The organism is Methylobacterium sp. J-078 (genome assembly GCF_022829285.1).
In the GTDB taxonomy this organism is placed as follows: Bacteria; Pseudomonadota; Alphaproteobacteria; order Rhizobiales; family Beijerinckiaceae; genus Methylobacterium.
This window is the reverse complement of the sequence record NZ_JAKSYI010000031.1, coordinates 16,444-37,000: the sequence shown is the minus strand read 5'-3', so window position 1 is coordinate 37,000 and position 20,557 is coordinate 16,444. Positions and strand designations below refer to the sequence as shown.

Here is a 20,557-nt window from a genome sequence, read left to right as displayed (position 1 = left end):
ACCTTCCCCCACGGAGGGGAGAAGAAATTCACGTCGAGGTTTGCTGAAGACCATGCGGATCGGGCTCGCGGCCGACAACGGCAACTGGCACAAGGCGCGCCTGAAGGCCGCCCTCGAACAGCTCGGCGCCGAGCCGGTGCTGTTCTCGATGGCCGACGTCGCGGTGGTGACGGGGGGGCCCGAGCCCCTGCGGGTGCCCGGCTTCGCGACCCTGCCGGACGGCGTTCTGCTCCGCACCATCGCGGGCGGCACCTTCGAGGCGACCACCATGCGCCTCGGCGTGCTGCACGCCCTGGTCTCTGCCGGCACCATCGTTTGGAATTCCCCCGGCGCCATCGAGCGCTCCGTCGACAAGGCGATGACGAGCCTGCTCATCGACCGCGTTGGCCTGCCGACCCCGGAAACCTACGTGCTCTCGAAGCGCGAGGCCGCCGCCGACATCGTGGCGCGGGAGGCCCGGCCCGGGCGTCCCCTGGTGCTGAAGCCGCTCTTCGGCTCGCAGGGGGAGGGCCTCCAGCTGATCGAGCGCCCGGAGGACCTGCCCGACGAGGAGGCGGTGTCCCGGGTCTACTACCTCCAGCGCTACATCGCCCGCACAGACGGCCTCTGGCGCGACTACCGGGTCTTCGTCTGCGAGGGCCGCGCCATCGCGGGCATGATCCGCGAGGGCGACGGCTGGATCACCAACGTCCATCGCGGGGGCCGCCCCCTGGCCTGGGTGATGCCGCCGGCCGCCGCGGAACTCGCCGAGCGGGCGGCCGCCGCGGTCGGCGTCGATTATTCGGGCATCGACCTCGTCGAGGACGGGCAGGGGGGCTACCTCGTGCTGGAGGTGAACTCGATGCCGGCCTGGTCCGGGTTGCAGCAAGTCACCGACGTCGACATCGCGCTCGCCGTCGCCCGCGGTTTCCTCAACGCGGTGCGGGCCGCCCGTCCGCCCCGCCTCGTCGCGGCGCTCGGATGAGAGCGTCCGAGGTCATCGCCGCCGCCTACCGGGCGAGCTGCCTCGACGAGCTCGACGCCCTCAAGCCCGGCAACGTCCACGCCTTCGCGGACGGCCACCGCATGGCGGTGGCGGATTTCGTGGCGAGCGCAGAGATCTCGGCCCCCGCCCTCGCCGAGACCGGCGCGCCGGTCGGCCAACGGGTGCTCCGGGCGGTCGAGGCGACGATGGATCGGGTCGGCCAGAATACCAACCTCGGCATCCTGCTCCTCTGCGCCCCCCTCGCCCGGGCGGCCGAGGCGGGCCTGCCCCTGCGCCCCGCCCTCGCGGCGGTGCTCAACGGCTTCGACGCGCAGGACGCCCGCGACGTCTTCGCGGCGATCCGCCGGGCCAATCCGGGCGGCCTCGGCCGGGCCGAGCGCCACGACGTCACCGATTCGGCGGCCCCCACCTCCCTCGGGGCCGCCATGGCGGAGGCCGCCCCGCGCGACGCCATCGCGCGGGCCTACGTCACCGGATTCGCCGACCTGTTCGCCATCGGCCTGCCGGCCCTGGCGGCGGCCCGGGCGCGGGGCCTGGCGCCGCCCTGGTGCACCACCGCCCTCTACCTCGCCTATCTCGCCCGGGTGCCGGACAGCCACGTGGCGCGCAAGCACGGCGCGGCGCAGGCGGAGGCCCTGCGCGCCGAGGCGGAGACACTGCTCGCCCTCGACCTCGCCGCGGCTCCCGTGGACGCCCTGCTCGACCGGGACCGGGCCTGGAAGGCGGCCCGCCTCAACCCCGGCACCAGCGCGGACTTCACGGTGGCCACCCTGTTCCTCGCTCGCCTCCTCGAGGCCGAAGCCTGAATCGAGCCGGCGATGATTTCACGGCCTCAAACGGAGGTTCCGGCCGGCGATGAATAAATTGCCAAACTCCAGGTCACGCACAGGGTTGTTCCGGGCAAGGCCCCAGAGTAGGGTCCGCGCCGCGATCCGGGCTAACCGGTCCGGTCCCTCGATGGACTGGACGCCGTGAACAAGGATAGCTGCCGGCCGCACCTGAAGCTCGGGGGCGGTCACGTCTTTTCAAGACTCTGGGAGAAACCCCACATGGCGAAGATCAACAAGGTTCTGGTCGGCGAAGCGCTCGTCGGCGATGGCAACGAGGTCGCCCACATCGATCTCATCATCGGACCGCGCGGTTCGCCGGCCGAAGCCGCGTTCTGCAACGGCCTCGTGAACAACAAGCACGGCTTCACCAGCCTGCTCGCGGTCATCGCGCCGAACCTGCCCTGCAAGCCGAACACCCTGATGTTCAACAAGGTCACCATCAACGACGCCCGTCAGGCCGTCCAGATGTTCGGCCCTGCCCAGCACGGTGTCGCCAAGGCCGTGCAGGATTGCGTGGCCGAGGGCACGATCCCCGCCGACGAGGCCGACGACCTGTTCATCCTGGTCGGCGTGTTCATCCACTGGGAAGCGGCCGACGACGCCAAGATCCAGAAGTACAACTACGACGCCGTGAAGCTCTCCATCGAGCGCGCCGTCAAGGGCGAGCCCACCGCCGCTGTCGTCACCGAGCAGCGCAACTCCGCCTCGCACCCCTTCGCGTCGAACGCTTAGATCGGGGACAGTCCTGGGCAGAGCGCGCCTCCGCCCGCACCGCGGGGCCTGCTCCAGCGACTGGCTTCCATCTTCCTCGGACGATGAACTCGATACGGGGCGGCCTTCGGGCCGCCCCTCTTTTTTGCGCAGGCTCTCAGCCGCGCAGCGTCCCGTCATGGATCGCGGAGGCCACGAGTGCGCCGGCCACGCCATGGCGCCGCAAGGCCGCGATGTCCGCCGGACCCCGCACCCCGCCCGCCGCGTAGAGGCGCGTCGCCGGGCTTGAGGACGCCACCGCCGCCAGGCGATCGAGGTCCGGCCCGGCCCCGACGCCGATCCGCCCCAGCGTCATCACGATGACGTCGCGCGGCCAGTGGGCCGGCGTTTCGTGCAACGCGGCGGGTCCGAGCCGCTCGCCGTCCCGCGTGTCGAGGGAGAACACCGCCCGGTCCCCCAGGGCGCGCACTAGGCCGGCATCCGCCTGGCTCTCGCTGCCGATCACCGGCCGCCCGAGCCCGGCCGCGAGGAAGGCTTCGAGCCCGGCCGCGTCGGCGAATCCCGCATCGACCCAGAGGCTGGTGCCGGGGCAGGCCGCCGCGATGGCGTCGAGGCTCGCCGTGTCGGGCGGCGCCCCGTCGATGATCGCGTCGAGGTCGGCCACGTAGAGAATCCGGGCCGGCACGGCGCCCAGGAGCCCGCGGGCCACGTCCGCCGGTGCCGATCCCTTTGCCAAGGGCGTGACGATCGGGGCATAGGAGGCGCGGTCCCCGGCCCGGGCCCGCACCACGGCTCCGTGGCGCAGGTCGATCACCGGGATGATCTCGAATTCGTCCGCCATCCAGCTTCCTCCCACGTTCAGGCCCGCCCGTGACAGCGCCATCTGGATCTCCCGACTCTGGATACCCTGCCGCATCCCCTGACACGCCGGTGATCGGCTGGGATCTCGGCGGGGTCCATGTCAAGGCGGCCCTGGTCCGCGACGGCCGCGTGGCCGCCGTGGTCCAGGCGCCGTGCCGCCTCTGGCGCGGCCTTCCCGCCCTCGACGAGACCCTGGCGCAGCTGCCCGACTGGGCGCGCGGGACGGCCGACCACGTCGTCACCATGACGGGGGAACTCACCGACTGCTTTGCCGGCCGCACAGACGGCGTGCGGCAGATCTCCGCCTGGGCCGCGGCGCATTTCGCCGGCCGGGTGCGGATCTATGGCGGCCGCTCCGGCCTCCTCGCGCCCGAAGCGGCCGCCGCGCACGCCGCCGACATCGCCTCGGCGAACTGGCACGCCACCGCCGCACTGATCGGCCGCCACGTCGCCGACGGGCTCCTCGTCGATGTCGGTTCCACCACGGCCGACCTCATCCCCATCGCGGGCGGCGCACCGGTGGCGGCCGGCTACAGCGACGCCGAGCGCCTGGAGACGGGGGAGCTCGTCTATACCGGCGTGGTGCGCTCGCACCTCGTGGCGCTCGCCGACCACGCCCCGTTCCGGGGCCGCCGGACGGGGCTGATGGCCGAGACCTTCGCCACGGCGGCCGACATCCACCGCATCCTCGGCGATCTGCCGGAGGGCGCGGACCAGCAGCACAGCGTCGACCTCAAGGGCAAGTCGATTCCCGAGAGCGAAACCCGCCTCGCCCGCATCATCGGCCGCGACCGCGACGAGGGCAGCGCCGCCGAGTGGCACGCCCTGGCGGCGCATTTCGCGGAACGGCAGCTCCGGCTGCTTCACGATGCGGCCGCCCTGGTGCTCTCCCGCCGGATGCTGCCGGAGGACGCGCCCGTGGTGGTGTGCGGCGCCGGCCGCTTCCTCGCCGAGCGCCTGGCCGCCCGCCTCGGACGGCCGGCCCTCGCGCTCACGGACCTCCTCGCGGGCCACATCGCAGAGGACGGGGCCGACTGGGCCTCCACCTGCGGCCCCGCCGTCGCGGTGGCGCTCTTGGCCGCCGATCCATCCTAAAGTCTTGGTAGAGAGGCCCCGCGCATGAGCTTGCCGCAGAAACTCGCCCGCATCCTCGCCACCCGCTCCGGCGGCGGCATCGAGCTGGCAATCGCCACCGAGTCCGGCCAGACCCTGCGGGTGCTGGCGACACAGGACCAGATCGACATGCTGGTGGACGAGTTGGAGGACATCCTGAACTCGCCGGAGGAGCCCGACGCCCCGGAGCCGCCCGCGGCGGCCTGAGGCCTGCGTCCTACCGGAGGAAATCCCCGAATGCGCGAGGCCCGTCCGGGACCTTGATCTCGTTCGTCACCTTCAACGTCGTCGCGTCGATCACGCTCAAGGTGTTGGAGCCCCAGTTCGCCACCGTGAGGGTGCGGCCGTCGCGGGAGGCGGCGATGCCCTCCGGGTGGTCGCCGACCTCGATCGCCGCGACGTTGGTGAGGGTCTTCAGGTTGAACACCGTGACGGTGCCCGAGTACTGGTCGGTGACGAAGCCGCGCGGCCCGGCCAGAGCCACCACGTAGGGGCGCTCCCCCGTGGTCACCCGGCCGATCTCGTGCCGGCCGGGCACATCGATCACCGAAACGTCGTTCGAGGTCACGTTGGCGGTGTAGGCGCGGGTGCCCTCGGCATCGAGGGTGATGCCGAACGGGTGCCGGCCGACCGGTATCTTCTGCGTCTCGGTCGCGCTCGCGACATCCACCACCGAGACCGAATCGCCCTCGCGGTTGGCCACCAGGATCGTGGAGCCGTCGGGGGTCACGGCGATGCCGGAGGGCGAGGCGCCGACCTGGATCTCGGTGTCGAGGCGCGTGCCATCGGGCGAGACCACGAAGATGCGGCTGCCGTACCAGTCGGCGACGTAGACCGCGCCGGATTTCGGGTTGACCGCGATGCCCAGCGGCCCGCCGGGCAGCGCGAGGGTGCCGGTGACCGTGCGGGTGGCGAGGTCGACCACGGCGAGGCCCGGGCCCTCGGGGCGGGTGACGAACGCGGTCCGGCGGTCGGGCGAGAGGGCGATGCCGGCGGGCGCGCCGTCGATCGGCACCTGCGCGGCCACCGTGCCGGCCTCGAGGTCGACGATCGCCAGGGTGTTGGCACCCTGCGCGGTGACGAGGGCCTCGTCGGCGCGGGCCGACACCGGGACGCAGAGCAGCGTCAGCCCCAGGAGGAGAGGGCCGGCGAAACGCCGGCCCGTCCCCGTTCTCAGGTGGCGAGCGATCAAGAACCGCTCTTCTCGATCTTGGCCTTCAGGGCGTCGAGGCCCGTGCGGTAGAGGCCGCGCACGGCCTTCTGGGAGGCCTCGTCGTTCAGCTCGGGCGGCGGATCGTTGTTCATGTAGCCGCGGTAGAAGGCGCCGTCCCAGGCGACCTTGGACTTGCCGCCGCCGGCATCCTCGACCTTGATCGTGGAGGAGTAGTCGTTCACCGGCAGGGTCTTCACGTCGACCTTGGTGATCCGGTACGAGTAGCTCATCTTCTCGGCGGAGTACTTGTACAGCTCCTCGTCCACCGTGGCGCCGCCCTTGAGGGTCAGCGTGCGGGTGGCCTTGATCTCGTTGCCGCCCTTGCCCTCGGTCTTCTCCACCGGGGGCAGCCAGCTCATGTCCTGGAAGTTGCCGATCACGGCCCAGACCTTGTCCGGGGCCGCGTTGATCTCGACGGTCTCCTCGACCTTCTTGCGGGTCGGGCCGTGCGCCTGGGCGCCGAACGACACCAGGGCGAAGGCCGCCACGGTCGTCAGGGTAAGAAACTTCATCGGGTCTTCGTCTCCTCGGGAATGCACATTCTACGGTGCTGGGGGGGAAGCTTCGAGGATGCGGTCGTCGCGGCCCAGCGCCGCGGCGACCTTGTCCTCGATCCAGTCCCAGGCCTCGCGCTCGGCGGGCCCGGCGGTCTTAGCGATCGCGATGGCGTGATAGCGCATCTCGGTCAGGATCTTGTCGGGCTCCAGCATGTGCAGGCGGGTGGAGAGGATCGCCGCCTCCAGCACCGCCGCCTGCGCCCTGTTGTAGCCGATGAAAGGCATGTGCGCCGCCGCGTGGACCATCCGTCCCCGGTAACGGGGTCGCACGGGATCGTCCTCGATCGCCGCCACCTCGAATTCGGCATGGCCGAAGCTCTCGGCGAGGCGTCGCCCGGCGATCCGCTCGCAGGGCAGGGTCGCCCAGTCGCGCCGCCCCGTGACGGCGCCGGCGATCACCCGGACGTCGCTGGGGCTGGAGGCGGCGAAGACCGGATTGTCGGCGAGGTTGAGGATGGTGGGGGAGGGCCGGAACGGCGCCAGGATCCAGTCCGCGCCGTCCTGGATCAGCCCGAACGGCACGAGGTGTAGCGCCCCGTCGCGGGCGGTGGTGGTGACGACGGTCTCGAGGATCAGCGGCACGGGATCAGGCCTTCCCTGCGGAGGCGGACCGGTCCGCCGGAGCGGGTTCGTCGAGGACGAACTTGCCGCAGACGATGCGGCCGCCGCCCTCGGCGGGCGTCTCCGAGATCGCGTCGGCGGCCCGGGTCTCGCCAGGGCCCGTCGTCTCGGGGGCCGCCGCGCCGGCCTCGGGCGGTATCGCGTCGCGGGCCGCGATCGCGGCGGCGGCGGGGCCGGAATGCTTCGTGTGCCCGGCCTTCTTGAAGGCGGTGGTGTCCTCCGCCTCGGCATCGGCCGCCGCCCCCCAGACCAGAGCCTCGTCCTGCACGTAGCGCTTGCCGAGACGCCAGGCGGTCTCGGCCTTGGTCAGCTCGCCACCGAGATAGAAGGCGTGGGCGCCGTCGCTCGCCACGTTGCCGGTCCTCTGGAGGTCGGAGAAGAAGGCCATCGCATCGGTGCCGATCGCGTGGAGGTCGCGGTTGAAGAGGTGGATGCCGTCCTGCGCCACCGCGATGCGGTAATTCGGGTCCTTCACCTCGGCCGCCTGGGCCGCGACCTCGTCCGGGGTCTGCACATAGGGCCGCTTGTCGTGGAGGGCCAGCAGGCTCCGACCATAGCCCTTGGGCAGGGCCGAATCGGCTTTCGCGGCGAACATCACCCGGCGGGCGGCGTCGTGCTCCTCCACGGTCCGGCGGGTGTGGTTCGAGACCTGGACGATGAGCACGTTGCGGATGGCGAGTTCCGAGCACATGCCGACCAGCAGGGCGGTGACGCCGAGGCTGTCGGCCTCGGTGAGCTCGGTGAGGTTGCCGGTGCCCATCATCATCTCGATGCCGGGCCAGCGCTTGCGCGTCTCGTGGTAGCGGGTGATCGAGTCCACGAAGCCGAAATGGATTGGCTCCAAGATCGGATCGGCCATGTATGGGCGTCCCGCCTTCTCCATCTGTTCAATGGCGCGGTCGAGGGAAGGCAGGTCGTCGGGGCGCACCGGCACCAGCACCGGCACCGCGTCGGTCTCGAAGGCCAAGTCCAGGGTCTGCTCGTTGAGGCTCAGCAGGTAGTCGGCCCCCGCCCGGGCCCCACGGGTCAACTCGTCGAGGGAGAAGGAATCGACGCTGACCTTGAGTCCGGCGCCCTTCAGGAGGCGCACGCAGTCCTCGAGATGCGGGAAATCGGTGTCCGGCAGGCCGCCGAGGTCGATCACGTCCGCCCCGCGCCGGGCGAGGTCGAGGCCCTTGGCCAGGATCTGGTCGGGCGTCATCTTCGAGGCGTCGACGATCTCGGAGAAGATGCGCAGGTCGTGGCGGGAGAGATCGACCGTGCGGCCGGCGAGGCCGAGATAGGCCGGCAGGTCGACGATCTCGTCGGGGCCGCGCTCCACCGGCAGGCCGAAATGCGCGGCCAGGGCCTCCGGGTTGGCGCGACACCGCCCGGGCAGGACGATGCGGGTCGCGCCGTCCGGAATCGTCACCCGGCGCCGGATGATCTCCTCCGTCATCAGGGCGGCGACCTTCACGCCGGCATCCGCGATGCTCCAGGCGAAGCGCTCCGGCGGCAGGGTGGCGGCGACCTTCTCCAGGCGCGCCTTGGCCATGCGGCCGGTGATGAAGACCAGATGCTCGGGCGCGCTCATGCGGCGGCCCGCGCAGAATCGAGGCCGGGCGGATAAGCGGCGCCGGGACCAAGGATCTCGATGCGGCCGGCATAGCGCGCCGCGAAGGCCGGGAAGGCCGCGTCGACGAGGCCGCTCCGGGCGAGATCCGCCCAGTCCGTCCCCGCCGGCCGGTCGGCGGACTTCACCAGGAGGCAGCGCGGCGCGCCGATCGCGGCGGCGAGCCAGAGGGCGAGGCTGTCGGAGGTGACGTCCCAGGTCTCGGGGATGTCGGGATGGCCGTCCCGCAGGGCGACCGGGTTCCAGACCGAGACCCGGCCGGACGCCAGGACAGCGGCGATGGCCTCCGGGTCCCGGGCGGGTACGAGGCGCGGCTCCAGGTCCGACAGAATCGCGGCCATGCGGCCCATGGCGTCGAGGGCGAGGCGGTGGGCGAGGGCGTCGGAGAAGCCGAGGGCGGCCTGGGCCGTCCGCACCGCCTCGGCGAGGGGTCCGCCGCCGGGAACGACGACGCAGGGGCCCTCGGCGCCCCCGGCGAGGCGCGCGAGGCAGGCCCGGAGCCGGGGCGCATCGGCGACGAGGCTGCCGCCGAGCTTCACCACGGTTGCGGCGACCGGATGGTGCATCATGCGGCGTCCCGCCGGGCCGAGGCCCGGATCAGGCGCACGGCCTCGGCGACCCGGGAGGAATCGAGGCCCTGGCGGCGGTCGCCGGCCACGCAGAGGCCGCCGCGGAACCCGAGATAGTGCGGGCCGAGAGGCGCAAGTTCGGCGATGTCGGCGAGCGCCAGGGAGCCGGCGAGACCCGAGACCAGGCCGTGGTCGCGGCAGGTGCGGGTGAAGGCCGCCAGCACCGGCCGGGGCAGATGGTCGGTGAGCCGGCGCCCGTCCTTGCCGGCGGTGTCGATCATGGCGCCGAAGAAGCCGGCCCGGCGCAGGCGCGGCACGAGGCCGGGGGCGTCGCCGGCTTCCGCGAACAGCACAGCGATCAGGCGGCCGGAGGCGGCGGCCGCGGCCCGGGCGAGGTCATCCTCGGACCAATCGCCGCGCACCGCCACCTTCACGACGTCGACGCCGGTCTCCGCCATGTCGGCGATGGCAGGAACCAGGGACGACCGGTCCGGCTCGCCCGCCACGGCGCTCGTCAGGGTCCGGCCATCCACGAGCGCCACGATGGCGCGGACGGTCCCGGCGGGGAGGGCGCCCAGCGCACCGCGATCGGGATCCTTGGCATCGACGAGGTCGGTCCCGGCCCGGGCGGCGAGGGCCGCCTCATCCGCGTCCCGCACGCTCACGAGGAGCCGCGGGGCGGAGGCGTCGCCGTCGAGGGACCGCAGATCGAAGGGTCGGGACACGCGGGGCAGGGACATCAGCGCGGGTTTCGGTTGCTCGGGGCCTCGGGGGAGACCATCGACGACGCCCGGGTCGGGAAGCGCCGCGCCCGTGATGGCGCGGCCGGGGCAAGTTCGGCCAGAGGCGGAGGCAGTCGGCCGGAACGCGGGCCTAGCGCATGGGCGGGGATAAGGGAAACCCCCGCCCGGAGAAACGCCGGCCGGTCAGGACCGGTTCGGCAGGGGCTCGGTGAGGAGGCGGTTCTTCACCACCCAGCGCATGGCGTGCGCCCAGGTGTCGTCGGTGTCGGCGCGGATCACCACGCGCCCGCCCCGGATGACCTTGCCGGTGGCGGCCTCCGCGATGGTGACGGTGAGGTTGAAGATCTGGTTGGAGCCCTTCTCGACGTAGCCGCTCACTGCGAGGTCGGCCCCGAGGGTCTTGGCGATGGCGGCGGCGCAGCCGTCGCACTTGTAGAGGGGCGCCTGCTTGGCGATCTCGGCCGCCTGGGGGGCGACGTCCACGGGCTCGACGCTGTCGGCCAGCGCCTTGCGCAGCTCGTCCGTGACGAGGCCGAGGCGCCGGACCTCATCCGGCCGGGCCTTGCGGCCGCCGACCACGCCAGGATCGAACAGCTCGACCCCGAAGATCGCAGCCTTCTCGGGTGCTGCCCGGGCGGGGCCCGCGAGGGTGCCGGCGGCGAGGAGGGCGGCGAGCCCGAGCGCTGAGCGGACCGGAGACGGGGCCATGGGCGAAGTTCTCCGCTGGAGGCGGGACCAGGAGGGACCACGGGAACGCGCCGGATGCCCGCACGATCCCGCCGGCTTCATCAGTTCCCCGAGATCTGCCCGGAATCGGGCCGGTGCGCAAATGCCGCCGCGCCGTCGCGGGGATGCGGTCAAGGTGTCCGCCGGGCGCCCTTAGGAACCGCTTAGCAATCCGCGATTGAGCGCGGCGGCGCAATGTTGTTAGCCTCACCCCCACATGCTCAGCCCCGCACGCCTCCTCCTCGCCCCGCTCGCCCTCAGCCTCGGGCTGTACGGTCTCGCCCCGGCCTCGGCTCAGGAACCGGCATCCTCCGCGGTCGCGTCGGCGATTCCCCCGAGCGAGACGCAGATCGGCCTGATCTACCGGCCCGAGCCCGCGCCCTCCTCCTACGACGCCGAGGCGGTACCGGAGGACGAGGGCGTCGCCGGCGCCCGGATGGCGGTCAAGGACAACAACAACACCGGCCGCTTCACCAAGCAGACCTACGTCCTGAATGAAGTCGCCCTCGATGCGCAGGCGAGCGCGGTGGATGCGGCGCGGGACCTCGCGGGGCGGGGCATCCGCTACCTCGTGGTGGCGTTGCCGGCGGCCGAACTGCTCGCGATCGCGGACGCGCTGAAGGGGCAGGGCGTCACGATCTTCAACATCGCCGCCCCCGACGACCGCCTGCGCGGGGCCGATTGCCGGTCCAACGTCTTCCACGTCCTGCCGAGCCGGGCGATGCAGACGGACGCCCTGGCGCAGTTCTTCACCCTCATGCGCTGGCGCAAGATGTTCCTCATCGTCGGCCCTCAGGAGAACGACCGGCTCTACGCCGACGCCTTCAAGACCTCGGCCAAGAAGTTCAACCTGAAGATCAACGCCGAGAAGCCCTGGACCTTCGGGCCGCTGGCCAAGGCGCGGGGCGACACGCCCACCCGCTCCGAGGCGATGGTCTTCACCCGTGGGCTCGACTACGACATCGCGGTGGTGGCCGACGAGGCCGGCGACTGGGGCGACTACGTTCCGTTCCGCACCGTCGACCCGCGGCCCGTGGCCGGCACGCAGGGGCTGATCGCCACCACCTGGCACCCGATGCTGGAGACCTGGGGCGCGGCCCAGGCGCAGAACCGCTTCCGGCGGCAATCGGGCCGGCTGATGCGGCCCCTCGACTACCAGGCCTGGGCGGCCGTGCGCTCGGTGGGGGAAGCGGCGACCCAGAAGAAGACCGCCGACCCGGCGGTGCTTCGCCCCTACTTCGCGGACCCGGCCTTCAGCCTGCCGGCCTACAAGGGCGTCTCCCTGACCTACCGGCCCTGGGACCACCAGCTGCGCCAGCCCATCATCGTGGTGCAGCCGAAAGCCATGGTCTCGGTGGCCCCGGAACAGGGGTTCACGCACCAGCGCACGCCGCTGGACACCCTCGGCATCGACCTGCCGGAGACCGCCTGCAAGTTTCCCGACTGATCCCGTCACGTTCACGCGAGCCCAGGGCCGTCCGGGTCCCTCGCGGTCCGGGCTACCTGCGGCAACGCGGTCCCCCGCCCGCTTGCGATCCCAAGCTCCCCGTGAGAGGGGGCTGCACTATAGTAACGCCCAATCAATCGCGCACGACACAGCGATGGCCCCGAGGAGGAACCCCATGAGCCGCGGCTTCAGGGCAGACGCGTCCGGAACGATCCTGGGCCTGGCGCTGCTGGCAGGCACGTCATTGGCCAGCCTGTCGTTGGCCGGTCCGGCCCAGGCCTACACGGTCTACGTCACCAACGAGAAGGGCAACTCGGTCAGCGTCATCGACACCGAGACGATGGCCGTGACCGGCACCTGGAAGGTGGGCCGGCGCCCACGCGGCGTCACCACCAGCAAGGACGGCAAGGAACTGTTCGTCTGCGCCAGCGACGACGACCGCATCGACGTGCTCGACACCGCCACCGGCAAGGTCGTGCGCTCGCTCCGCTCCGGTCCCGATCCGGAGCAGTTCATCCTCGGCCCGCAAGGCAACCTGCTCTACGTCGCCAACGAGGACGACAGCCAGGTCACCGTCATCGACGTCGAGAAGAACAAGGTCATGGCCGAGGTGCCGGTGGGCGTCGAGCCCGAGGGCATGGGCCTGTCGCCGGACGGCAAGATCCTGGTGAACACCTCCGAGACCACCAACATGGCCCACTTCATCGACACCACGACGTTCGCGGTGATCGACAACGTCCTCGTCGACGCCCGCCCGCGCTTCGCGGAGTTCACGGCGGACGGGAAGTTCCTGTGGGTCTCGGCCGAGGTCGGCGGCACCATCAGCGTCATCGACGTCGCCGCCCGCCGGGTCGTCAAGAAGATCACCTTCAAGATCCCGGGCGTGAACGACGAGGCGATCCAGCCCGTGGGCATCCGCATCACCCGGGACGGCGCCAAGGCCTTCGTGGCCCTGGGACCCGCCAACCGCATCGCGGTGATCGATGCCAAGACCCACGCGGTGGAGAAGTATCTCCCCGTGGGCCAACGCGTCTGGCAGCTCGCCTTCACCCCGGACCAGAAGCTGCTGTTCTCCACCAACGGCTCCTCGAACGACATCTCGGTCGTGGACGTGGCGGCCGAGAAGGTGGTCAAGAGTATCCCCGTCGGGCTGCTGCCCTGGGGGGTCGCGGTGTCACCGAACTAGAGAGCTTCCCCTCGGAAACACTTCCGGATTGGCTCATCCACGTTTCCGGAAGCTGGCGTCCCTCTCCCCCTTGTGGGGAGAGGTTAGGAGTGGGGGTAGCGCCGCTGGCCTCAGGGGCCGGAGGGTCACCCAGCCGCCCCCACCTCCAACTCCTCCCCACCAGGGGGAGGAGAGCCCCGCGAGAATCAAAGCGATGACCGCCACGAGGCGGCAAACGGGAGGACGACGAATGAAGCGGACGATGCGGTGCACCGCCCTCGCCCTGGCGGCGATCCTCGCCACCGGGTCTGCGATTCCGGCCCTGGCCCTCGACCTGACGAAGAAGCGCCAGAATCTGCCGGACCTCGTCCTCGGCAACGAGGAGGGCAACGACTTCGTCGTCGAGAACCGGGAGATCGAGCTCGAATCAGGCAAGGCCTACCGCCTGCGCATCGTCGCCAAGGGCCGGCAGGAGTACAAGTTCTACGCCACCGAGTTCTTCCGCAACATCTGGTTCAACCAGATCGTGATCCAGCACCTGGAGATCCACGGCAGCGGGCCGCCGGACCATCTCGAATTCGACGACCCGGGCGAGATCGCCATCGAGTTCGTGGCGATCAAGCCCGGCGAGTATCCCTGGTCAGCCCGCGGCCTGGAAGCCAAGGGCATGACCGGCAAGTTCATCGTGAAGTAAGTTCATCGTGAAGTAGGATTTCCGTCGATGCGCGCTCCAACGATTCTCGCCCTTTCCGTCCTCCTCGCCCTCGGGAGCGTCGCCGCCCGCGCGGACGACAAGGCCGCCTGCGTGGAGGGCATCGCGATGATCCGAGCCGAACTCGCCAAGCCCGCTCCGGAGGCGGTCCAGCCCAAGCTGAAGAAAGCCCTGCGGGTGGCCGAGCGCGAGCTGGGGGAGGGCGAGTTCGACGAGTGCCTGGACGCGGTCGGCGACGCCAAGCGGGCCCTCAAGTGACGAACCCCGGCATGGGCACCAGCCCCGCCCTCGAGGTCGCGCAGGTCAGCCACCGCTTCGGCGCGCGCGCGGCCCTGTCCGATGTCTCTTTGAGCGTGGCGCGCGGGCGCTTCACCGCGCTCCTCGGGCCGAACGGGGCCGGCAAGACGACCCTGTTCTCGGTGATCACCCGCCTCTACTCGAACCAGGACGGGCGGGTCTCGATCCTCGGCCACGCGCTGGACCGGGAGCCGAGCCGGGCGCTCGCCCGCCTGGGCGTGGTGTTCCAGGCCCGCACCCTCGACACCGACCTCACCGTCGCGCAGAACCTCCTCTACCACGCCAGCCTGCACGGCATTCCCCGCAAGGCCGCCAAGGCGCGGATCGCCGCGCTCCTCGACCGCGTCGGCCTCGCCGACCGGCGCGACGACAAGGTCCGCACCCTGTCGGGCGGCCAGTCCCGGCGCATCGAGATCGCCCGCTCCCTGGTGCACGAGCCCCGTCTTCTCCTCCTCGACGAGCCCACCGTCGGCCTCGATCTCGAATCGCGCGCCGACATCGTCGCCATCGTCCGCGCCCTGGTGCGGGAGGAGGGACTGTCGGTGCTCTGGGCCACCCATATCTTCGAGGAGATCGACGCGTCCGACGACGCGGTGGTGCTGCACCGGGGCCGCATCGTCGCCCGCGGCACCGCCGGCTCCATCGCGCAGGGCGACGAGACCCTGGAGGCGGCCTTCCGCCGCCTCGTCGCCGAACCCGCACGGCAGGCCGCATGATGTTTGATCGCTCATCGCATTTCATCGAGCGCGGGTTCCCTCTCCTGGAAGGAGAGGGACAGGGTGAGGTGTGGTCCATCTCCGGAGAGGTCACGCACCTCACCCCAACCCTCTCCTTCCAGGAGAGGGAGCGCGTCGCGTCCTTCCAGACCGAGCGGTTTGCCCGATGACGCCTCCCGTGACGACACCGCCCACCCTTTCGGCTCCGGCGACACCCGGCTTAGCGGAACGCTCCGCGCCCCATCTCGGGCGCCTCGACGCGGTCGGCTACCTGATCTGCCTCGGCGGCATCGTGCGGCGCGAATTGCTGCGCTTCTTCAACCAGAAGGAACGCTTCTTCTCGGCCCTGGTCCGGCCCCTGGTTTGGCTGTTCATCTTCGCGGCGGGCTTCCGCAACACGCTCGGCGTCTCGATCGAGCCGCCCTACCAGACCTACGTGCTCTACGAGGTCTACGTGGTGCCGGGTCTCGCCGTGATGATCCAGCTCTTCAACGGCATGCAATCCTCGCTCTCGATGGTCTACGACCGCGAGGTCGGCTCGATGAAGGTGCTGCTGACGAGCCCCTATCCGCGCTGGCTGCTGCTGCTGGCCAAGCTCATCGCCGGCGTCACCGTCTCGGTGGTCCAGGCCTACGCCTTCCTCGCGATCGCGTGGTTCTGGGAGCTCGACATCCCGGCCATAGGCTACGTGGCGGCGCTGCCGGCCTTCATCGCCTCGGGGCTGATGCTCGGCGCCATCGGCCTGCTGCTCTCCTCCATGGTCAAGCAGCTCGAGAACTTCGCCAGCGTGATGAACTTCGTGATCTTCCCGATGTTCTTCGCGTCCTCGGCGCTCTACCCGCTCTGGCGCATCCGCGAATCTTCCGAGACCCTGTACTGGATCTGCCAGGCCAACCCCTTCTCCCACGCGGTGCAGCTCGTGCGCTTCGCCCTCTACGGGCAGTTCGAGCCGATCGCCTGCGCGGTGGTCGTGGGCACCACGCTCGCCTTCTTCACCCTCGCCGTCGTGGCCTACGATCCCGGCCGTGGCATCATGGCCCGGCGCGGCGGCCCGGCCGGAGACAATTCCTGATGACCTCTCGCACGCTGACCCTCCGGGCCCTCACGGGCCTCGCTCTCCTGACCCTCGGCACCGGCCCGGTCCTGGCCCAGCCGAAATCCGATCCGGACTGGCCCTGCGTCCAGCGCAAGGTCTCGACGCTCAGCCCCGGGACGGTCTGGACCGGGCCGGACCTCGAGGCCGCCGGCCCCTGGGGCGACGATTTCGAGGCCGCGGCCCTGGCCCAGAAGATCGCCTCGCGCCGCACGCCCCTGGCGGAGGTCGATCCCCTGCTGGACGCGTTCGCCGACAAGGCCGGAGCCGACAAGGACAAGCGCCTCACCCGGGTCTTCGCCGGCGTGTTCGAGGTCATCAACGGCGAGCGCAACAAGGTCGTCGCCGGCATCGGCCGCTACGCGCAGGGCCAGCGCCGCATGGCCGAGCGCATCCGCGAGGAGGCCGACCAGATCAGCGCCACCAAGGATGCGCCGAGCGCCCAGGATGCCCGCGACATCCCCAAGGACGCCTCGGAGCTGGAGACCAAGTTTACCTGGGACCGTCGCATCTTCCAGGAGCGCAGCCAGTCCCTGACCTATGTCTGCGAGGTCCCGACCCTGCTGGAGCAGCGCCTCGGCGAGATCGCCCGACGCATCCAGGCCCGCCTCTGATTCCGGAGACCGATCGCCGGATTGCCACTTTATCCCGGGCGTCTTGCTGAACTCTCCCTAAATCTTTGAAATCAGACGCAGAAATGTGTCCGGAGGGCCACGCAACCGGGCCAAGCGGAGTTTGAGGCCGCAAAAAGGCGGAATCGGCTCGAGGCGCCGATTGTCCTTCCCCCGCGATCCTCTCAGAAGTGTGTTCGAAGCCTCGGCAAGGGGCATGGACACGAATTCGATCGAGGGTCTGGGGATGACGAAGCGGACGCTGCGAGGCAGCCTGCTCCTATCGGTGGCGCTGGTGCCCGGCACGGCCTGGGCGCAGGGCGCGGGCGGCCAGGCGTCGGTGCGGCTCGACGAACTCAGCGTCGTGGCGACGACGCCCGTGGGCGCGGTGGGCGATTCCCTCTCCGGCATCTCCGCCGCGCAGGCGCCGGCCGGGCAGTTGCCGGTGGTGTCCGAGCCGCGCCTGCGCGGCGGCGCCCAGCCCCTCTACAAGATCCCCAGCACCGTCGAGACGGTGACGGCGGCCGACCTCGACGTCGACCGCGGCACGTTCAACGCCGTGGCCACGCTCGCGCGCAAAACGCCCGGGCTCAACCTCTCTGACTCGCAGGGCAACAACAACCGCGTCGACATCAACTATCGCGGCTTCCAGGCCTCGCCGGTCACCGGCGTGCCGCAGGGGCTGGCGGTCTACCAGAACGGCGTGCGCATCAACGAGGCCTTCGGCGACACCGTCAACCTCGACCTGATCCCGCCCTCCGCCATCCAGCGGATCGACGTGGTCACCAGCAACCCGGTCTTCGGCCTCAACGCGCTCGGCGGCGCGATCAACATCCAGATGAAGAACGGCTTCACCTGGCAGGGCACCGACGTCACGCTCCTCGGCGGGTCGGACGGGCGCATCGCGGGGGGCCTCGAATACGGCAAGGTCATCGGACCCTGGAGCTTCTACTTCAACGGCGACGGGCTCAACGACCGCGGCTGGCGCTACCAGTCGCCGACCACGATCGGGCGCGTCTACACCGACCTCGGCTACCGCACCCTCGATTCCGAATTCCACATCATCGGCAACTTCGCCCGGACCTTCTTCGGCGCCGCCGCCGCGACGCCGGTCGACTTCACCCACCTCGATCCGCGGGCGATCTTCACCTACCCGCAGACCACCACCACCCAGCTCGGCACCCTGCAGGTGACGGGACGGGTCGACATCTCGCCGACCTGGGATCTCGCCGGAAACGCCTATTTCCGCCGCTTCAGCCAGCAATACATCGACGGCAACGACGCCGAGTTCGAGCGCTGCGGCCGGCAATGCTCGACGCCCGACGTGCTGCGCTTCGACGACGACGGCTTCCCCAACGTCAACTTCGACCAGTTGCGCCTGCGCGGCGCCAACGGCCAGCTGATCCCCCGCACCGCCGGCGTGCCCTACGGCACCCTCGACACGACGAAGACGGAGGCGACCGGCTACGGCGGCTCGCTGCAGGCGGCCAACCGCGACCGCGTCTTCGGGTTCAACAACAGCTTCGTCGTCGGCGGCAGCATCGATGTCGCGGATTACAGCTACAAGTCGTCGAGCACCCTCGGGGTGATCAATCCGGACCTCTCGGTCACCATCGATCCGAACAACCCGAACTACGGGTTCATCCCGGGCCTCGGCACCTCGCAGCTGCGCACGGACGGGGCGCTCGGCATCGCGCCGAGCGCGGTGCTCGGCTCGAACCTCTACATGGGCCTCTACACCACCGACACGATCGACCTCACCGACCAGCTCTCGCTGACGGCAGGCGCCCGGCTGAACTTCGCCCGCGTCTCGACGCAGGACCAGACCGGTTTCTCGCCCGACGTGAACGGGACGCACTACTTCACCAAGATCAACCCGCTGGCGGGCCTGACCTACCGGTTCACCCCGAACTTCTCGCTCTACGGCAGCTACTCGGAGTCGAACCGCGCGCCGACGCCGCTCGAACTGGCCTGCGCGAACCCCGACCGCCCCTGCCTGCTGCCGAACTCCCTGGTCGCCGACCCGCCGCTGAAGCAGGTCACCGCCCAGAACTACGAGGTCGGCATCCGCGGCGCGATCCCGAATTTCTATGACGGCGGCCTGCTCACCTACAAGGTCTCGGCCTTCCGCAACGACCTCGCCAACGACATCCTGCAGCTCGCGACCCCCGGCAACGCGGCCCGCGGCTACTTCGTCAACGTGCCGGCGACCCGGCGCCAGGGCGTCGAGGTCGGCGGCGAGTTCACCCGCGGCGACCTCTCGGTCTACGCCAACTACGCCCTGATCGACGCGACCTTCCGCTTCACCGGCACCCTGTCCTCCCCGAACAACCCCTTCTCCGTGCCCGACGCCGACGGCAATCCCGGCGAGATCCTGGTGACACCCGGTAAGAAGGTCCCGCTGATCCCCGATCACCAGTTCAAGGTCGGCTTCGAGTACATGGTCCTGCCGGGCTGGCGGGTCGGCATGAACCTGCAGGCCTTCTCCTCGTCCTACTACCGGGGCGACGAGTCGAACCTGAACCGCAAGCTGCCGGCCTATTACGTGCTCGGCCTCAACACGAGCTACCAGATCACGCCCAAGCTGCAGGTCTTCGGCCTCGTCACCAACCTGACCAACAACCGCTACACGACCTTCGGCACGTTCTTCGAGCCGGGCCTCGTCGCCAACCGCTATCCCGTGAGCGACGTGCGCACCACGACGCTGGCTCAGCCGCTCTCGATCTACGGCGGCCTGCGCTACTCCTTCGGGGCGGACCCGGTGCCGATGGCCGAGCCGGTCATCCGCAAGTACTGAACGCGCTCCCTCGCAAAGACCTGAACGGCGCGGATCCCCGGATCCGCGCCGTTCTTCGTTGGCGGACCGGGCATCCTCCAGGTGGAACCGCGCCCGGACCTCACGAATCGGTGACCGTGCGGCTATTACCCGGCATAGATCCCGAATTATCCCGATAGGGGTTGCCGGATTCTCCCGATTCTTCTAGTGAGTGACAAGTCGAGTCGCCGACTCGACTCGCCGTGACTCGGGCAGACTCGCCTATGTCACGACTCTCTCCTGAAGAACCCGATGGTTCTTCAAACTGATCTTCGGAGTGTCCAGTATGTCGTCTCGCCTGTCCGCCGCCGCGATCCTCGCCGTCCTGCTTGGCTTCACCGCCCCCGTCCTCGCGGCCGACGTCTCCGCCTTCGATCCCGACAAGGATGGCACCATCGATCTGGCCGAGGCGCAGGCGGCCGCCGCGAAGAAGTTCGACATGCTCGACCCGGACAAGGACGGCACCCTCGATGCCAAGGAGCTGAACGGCCTCCTCACCGCCGCCGAGCTCAAGGCCGCCGACCCGGACGGCGACGGCACCCTCGACAAGAAGGAATACCTCGCCGTGGTGGCAGCGCGCTTTAAGGCCGCAGACCCGGATGCCGAGGGGACCATCGACGCGAAGGAACTCTCGTCGCCGGCCGGCGCTTCCCTGGCGACCCTGCTGAAGTAAGGCCGCCCATCGGGGGCGGCCCCCCGAACGGAGCGTTCCATCCATGCGGATCACCCTCGTCCTGCCGGCCGCCCTCGTCCTCCTCGGCGCCGCCGGGCCGGCCCTCGCCTCCTCCTGCTCCGAGCAGATCGCCACCATCGAGCGCCGCCTCGACAGTGCCGGCGCCGAGCAGGTGACGGGCAAGGAGCCGCCCGGCGGCCCGACCTCCTCGCACTCCGACAAGGCCCTCGACCACGCGCCGAAGGGCAAGCCGACCGATCCGTCGACCACGGCGAGCGCCGGCGGCGTCGCGGAAGCCCGCGACCTGATCAAGAAGGCCCGCGCCCAGGACAAGGGCGGCGACATGAAGGGCTGCGAGGACACGATGACGGAGGCCAAGAAGAAGGCCGGCGCCCTGCCGTAGGGCGCTTGCGCCGGCGCGGCGCGCGCACCCGCGAACCGCACCGCGCCATCGCCGCGCGAAAACCACGAAGGCCGCGCTCCTCAC

At 70.4% G+C, this 20,557-nt stretch carries 23 protein-coding genes; 15 read left to right on the top strand and 8 right to left on the bottom strand.

Features of this window, described 5'->3' with window-relative positions; translation table 11 throughout:
- Positions 1 to 52 precede the first annotated feature (52 nt).
- From MKK58_RS02220 to fae, 3 genes are all read left to right on the top strand, one after another.
- On the top strand, positions 53 to 964 hold the full coding sequence (locus tag MKK58_RS02220) for a RimK family alpha-L-glutamate ligase (RefSeq protein ID WP_243910581.1): 912 nt from the start codon (positions 53 to 55) through the stop codon (positions 962 to 964).
- On the top strand, positions 961 to 1,791 hold the full coding sequence (locus MKK58_RS02215) for a triphosphoribosyl-dephospho-CoA synthase (RefSeq protein WP_243910546.1): 831 nt from the start codon (positions 961 to 963) through the stop codon (positions 1,789 to 1,791). The genes MKK58_RS02220 and MKK58_RS02215 overlap by 4 nt, the downstream gene beginning before the upstream one ends.
- A gap of 243 nt (positions 1,792 to 2,034) precedes the next feature.
- Positions 2,035 to 2,547 (top strand): formaldehyde-activating enzyme, encoded by a 513-nt coding sequence (fae, locus tag MKK58_RS02210; RefSeq protein WP_056220318.1) that lies wholly within the window; start codon positions 2,035 to 2,037, stop codon positions 2,545 to 2,547.
- A gap of 136 nt (positions 2,548 to 2,683) precedes the next feature.
- Here the strand turns inward: fae and MKK58_RS02205 are convergent, their stop codons facing one another.
- Positions 2,684 to 3,367 (bottom strand): HisA/HisF-related TIM barrel protein, encoded by a 684-nt coding sequence (locus tag MKK58_RS02205; protein WP_243910580.1) that lies wholly within the window; start codon positions 3,365 to 3,367, stop codon positions 2,684 to 2,686.
- Between the two features lie 89 nt (positions 3,368 to 3,456).
- Here MKK58_RS02205 and MKK58_RS02200 point away from each other — a divergent pair, with 89 nt between their 5' ends.
- Positions 3,457 to 4,482, top strand: a complete 1,026-nt coding sequence (locus MKK58_RS02200) for a hydantoinase/oxoprolinase family protein (RefSeq protein WP_243910545.1) — start codon at positions 3,457 to 3,459, stop codon at positions 4,480 to 4,482.
- Positions 4,483 to 4,506: 24 nt separating this feature from the next.
- A complete protein-coding gene (locus MKK58_RS02195; RefSeq protein ID WP_243910544.1) occupies positions 4,507 to 4,707 on the top strand; it encodes a hypothetical protein in 201 nt (66 codons plus the stop codon).
- Between the two features lie 10 nt (positions 4,708 to 4,717).
- On the opposite strand, the gene MKK58_RS02190 is transcribed toward MKK58_RS02195, so the two are convergent.
- The 7 genes from MKK58_RS02190 to MKK58_RS02160 form a co-directional block, all read right to left on the bottom strand.
- The gene (locus MKK58_RS02190; RefSeq protein WP_409565167.1) at positions 4,718 to 5,692 is read right to left on the bottom strand and encodes a beta-propeller fold lactonase family protein; all 975 of its coding nucleotides are present in this window, start codon (positions 5,690 to 5,692) and stop codon (positions 4,718 to 4,720) included.
- A complete protein-coding gene (locus MKK58_RS02185; RefSeq protein ID WP_243910543.1) occupies positions 5,689 to 6,225 on the bottom strand; it encodes an SRPBCC family protein in 537 nt (178 codons plus the stop codon). The genes MKK58_RS02190 and MKK58_RS02185 overlap by 4 nt, the downstream gene beginning before the upstream one ends.
- 30 nt (positions 6,226 to 6,255) lie before the next feature.
- Positions 6,256 to 6,852 (bottom strand): DUF447 domain-containing protein, encoded by a 597-nt coding sequence (locus MKK58_RS02180; protein WP_243910542.1) that lies wholly within the window; start codon positions 6,850 to 6,852, stop codon positions 6,256 to 6,258.
- Positions 6,853 to 6,856: 4 nt separating this feature from the next.
- The gene (locus MKK58_RS02175) at positions 6,857 to 8,464 is read right to left on the bottom strand and encodes a DUF6513 domain-containing protein (protein WP_243910541.1); all 1,608 of its coding nucleotides are present in this window, start codon (positions 8,462 to 8,464) and stop codon (positions 6,857 to 6,859) included.
- Positions 8,461 to 9,072: a uridylate kinase gene (locus MKK58_RS02170; protein ID WP_409565166.1), complete on the bottom strand. Its 612-nt coding sequence runs from the start codon at positions 9,070 to 9,072 to the stop codon at positions 8,461 to 8,463. Before MKK58_RS02170 ends, MKK58_RS02175 begins: the two co-directional genes overlap by 4 nt.
- Positions 9,069 to 9,812 (bottom strand): (5-formylfuran-3-yl)methyl phosphate synthase, encoded by a 744-nt coding sequence (locus MKK58_RS02165; protein WP_243910540.1) that lies wholly within the window; start codon positions 9,810 to 9,812, stop codon positions 9,069 to 9,071. The genes MKK58_RS02170 and MKK58_RS02165 overlap by 4 nt, the downstream gene beginning before the upstream one ends.
- 186 nt (positions 9,813 to 9,998) lie before the next feature.
- The gene (locus MKK58_RS02160) at positions 9,999 to 10,523 is read right to left on the bottom strand and encodes a DUF3280 domain-containing protein (RefSeq protein WP_243910539.1); all 525 of its coding nucleotides are present in this window, start codon (positions 10,521 to 10,523) and stop codon (positions 9,999 to 10,001) included.
- 235 nt (positions 10,524 to 10,758) lie between these two features.
- On the opposite strand from MKK58_RS02160, the gene MKK58_RS02155 reads away from it, so the two are divergent.
- From MKK58_RS02155 to MKK58_RS02110, 10 genes are all read left to right on the top strand, one after another.
- Positions 10,759 to 11,988, top strand: a complete 1,230-nt coding sequence (locus MKK58_RS02155) for an ABC transporter substrate-binding protein (protein ID WP_243910538.1) — start codon at positions 10,759 to 10,761, stop codon at positions 11,986 to 11,988.
- 175 nt (positions 11,989 to 12,163) lie between these two features.
- Positions 12,164 to 13,174, top strand: coding sequence for a YVTN family beta-propeller repeat protein (locus MKK58_RS02150; RefSeq protein ID WP_243910537.1), 1,011 nt, complete (start codon positions 12,164 to 12,166; stop codon positions 13,172 to 13,174).
- A gap of 229 nt (positions 13,175 to 13,403) precedes the next feature.
- Positions 13,404 to 13,847, top strand: a complete 444-nt coding sequence (locus MKK58_RS02145; protein ID WP_243910536.1) for a hypothetical protein — start codon at positions 13,404 to 13,406, stop codon at positions 13,845 to 13,847.
- A gap of 27 nt (positions 13,848 to 13,874) precedes the next feature.
- Entirely contained in the window at positions 13,875 to 14,123 is a 249-nt protein-coding gene (locus MKK58_RS02140; RefSeq protein WP_243910535.1) for a hypothetical protein, read from the top strand.
- Between the two features lie 11 nt (positions 14,124 to 14,134).
- Positions 14,135 to 14,878 (top strand): ABC transporter ATP-binding protein, encoded by a 744-nt coding sequence (locus MKK58_RS02135; RefSeq protein WP_243910534.1) that lies wholly within the window; start codon positions 14,135 to 14,137, stop codon positions 14,876 to 14,878.
- 166 nt (positions 14,879 to 15,044) lie between these two features.
- The gene (locus MKK58_RS02130; protein WP_243910533.1) at positions 15,045 to 15,950 is read left to right on the top strand and encodes an ABC transporter permease; all 906 of its coding nucleotides are present in this window, start codon (positions 15,045 to 15,047) and stop codon (positions 15,948 to 15,950) included.
- Positions 15,950 to 16,585: a hypothetical protein gene (locus MKK58_RS02125; protein ID WP_243910532.1), complete on the top strand. Its 636-nt coding sequence runs from the start codon at positions 15,950 to 15,952 to the stop codon at positions 16,583 to 16,585. The genes MKK58_RS02130 and MKK58_RS02125 overlap by 1 nt, the downstream gene beginning before the upstream one ends.
- A gap of 244 nt (positions 16,586 to 16,829) precedes the next feature.
- Positions 16,830 to 19,379, top strand: a complete 2,550-nt coding sequence (locus MKK58_RS02120) for a TonB-dependent receptor (protein ID WP_243910577.1) — start codon at positions 16,830 to 16,832, stop codon at positions 19,377 to 19,379.
- Between the two features lie 304 nt (positions 19,380 to 19,683).
- Positions 19,684 to 20,070, top strand: a complete 387-nt coding sequence (locus MKK58_RS02115) for an EF-hand domain-containing protein (RefSeq protein WP_243910531.1) — start codon at positions 19,684 to 19,686, stop codon at positions 20,068 to 20,070.
- Positions 20,071 to 20,113: 43 nt separating this feature from the next.
- Positions 20,114 to 20,473 carry a hypothetical protein gene (locus MKK58_RS02110; protein ID WP_243910530.1) on the top strand — a complete coding sequence of 120 codons (360 nt, stop codon included), beginning with the start codon at positions 20,114 to 20,116 and terminating at the stop codon, positions 20,471 to 20,473.
- Positions 20,474 to 20,557 lie beyond the last annotated feature (84 nt).

Excerpts from the sequence above, each read along its gene's own strand:
- MKK58_RS02220 (WP_243910581.1), top strand. The coding sequence starts at position 53 with ATGCGGATCGGGCTCGCGGCCGACAACGGCAACTGGCACAAGGCGCGC.
- MKK58_RS02215 (WP_243910546.1), top strand. The coding sequence starts at position 961 with ATGAGAGCGTCCGAGGTCATCGCCGCCGCCTACCGGGCGAGCTGCCTC.
- fae (WP_056220318.1), top strand. The coding sequence starts at position 2,035 with ATGGCGAAGATCAACAAGGTTCTGGTCGGCGAAGCGCTCGTCGGCGAT.
- MKK58_RS02205 (WP_243910580.1), bottom strand. The coding sequence starts at position 3,367 with ATGGCGGACGAATTCGAGATCATCCCGGTGATCGACCTGCGCCACGGA.
- MKK58_RS02195 (WP_243910544.1), top strand. The coding sequence starts at position 4,507 with ATGAGCTTGCCGCAGAAACTCGCCCGCATCCTCGCCACCCGCTCCGGC.
- MKK58_RS02185 (WP_243910543.1), bottom strand. The coding sequence starts at position 6,225 with ATGAAGTTTCTTACCCTGACGACCGTGGCGGCCTTCGCCCTGGTGTCG.
- MKK58_RS02175 (WP_243910541.1), bottom strand. The coding sequence starts at position 8,464 with ATGAGCGCGCCCGAGCATCTGGTCTTCATCACCGGCCGCATGGCCAAG.
- MKK58_RS02170 (WP_409565166.1), bottom strand. The coding sequence starts at position 9,072 with ATGATGCACCATCCGGTCGCCGCAACCGTGGTGAAGCTCGGCGGCAGC.
- MKK58_RS02165 (WP_243910540.1), bottom strand. The coding sequence starts at position 9,812 with ATGTCCCTGCCCCGCGTGTCCCGACCCTTCGATCTGCGGTCCCTCGAC.
- MKK58_RS02160 (WP_243910539.1), bottom strand. The coding sequence starts at position 10,523 with ATGGCCCCGTCTCCGGTCCGCTCAGCGCTCGGGCTCGCCGCCCTCCTC.
- MKK58_RS02155 (WP_243910538.1), top strand. The coding sequence starts at position 10,759 with ATGCTCAGCCCCGCACGCCTCCTCCTCGCCCCGCTCGCCCTCAGCCTC.
- MKK58_RS02150 (WP_243910537.1), top strand. The coding sequence starts at position 12,164 with ATGAGCCGCGGCTTCAGGGCAGACGCGTCCGGAACGATCCTGGGCCTG.
- MKK58_RS02145 (WP_243910536.1), top strand. The coding sequence starts at position 13,404 with ATGAAGCGGACGATGCGGTGCACCGCCCTCGCCCTGGCGGCGATCCTC.
- MKK58_RS02140 (WP_243910535.1), top strand. The coding sequence starts at position 13,875 with ATGCGCGCTCCAACGATTCTCGCCCTTTCCGTCCTCCTCGCCCTCGGG.
- MKK58_RS02135 (WP_243910534.1), top strand. The coding sequence starts at position 14,135 with ATGGGCACCAGCCCCGCCCTCGAGGTCGCGCAGGTCAGCCACCGCTTC.
- MKK58_RS02130 (WP_243910533.1), top strand. The coding sequence starts at position 15,045 with ATGACGCCTCCCGTGACGACACCGCCCACCCTTTCGGCTCCGGCGACA.
- MKK58_RS02125 (WP_243910532.1), top strand. The coding sequence starts at position 15,950 with ATGACCTCTCGCACGCTGACCCTCCGGGCCCTCACGGGCCTCGCTCTC.
- MKK58_RS02120 (WP_243910577.1), top strand. The coding sequence starts at position 16,830 with ATGACGAAGCGGACGCTGCGAGGCAGCCTGCTCCTATCGGTGGCGCTG.
- MKK58_RS02115 (WP_243910531.1), top strand. The coding sequence starts at position 19,684 with ATGTCGTCTCGCCTGTCCGCCGCCGCGATCCTCGCCGTCCTGCTTGGC.
- MKK58_RS02110 (WP_243910530.1), top strand. The coding sequence starts at position 20,114 with ATGCGGATCACCCTCGTCCTGCCGGCCGCCCTCGTCCTCCTCGGCGCC.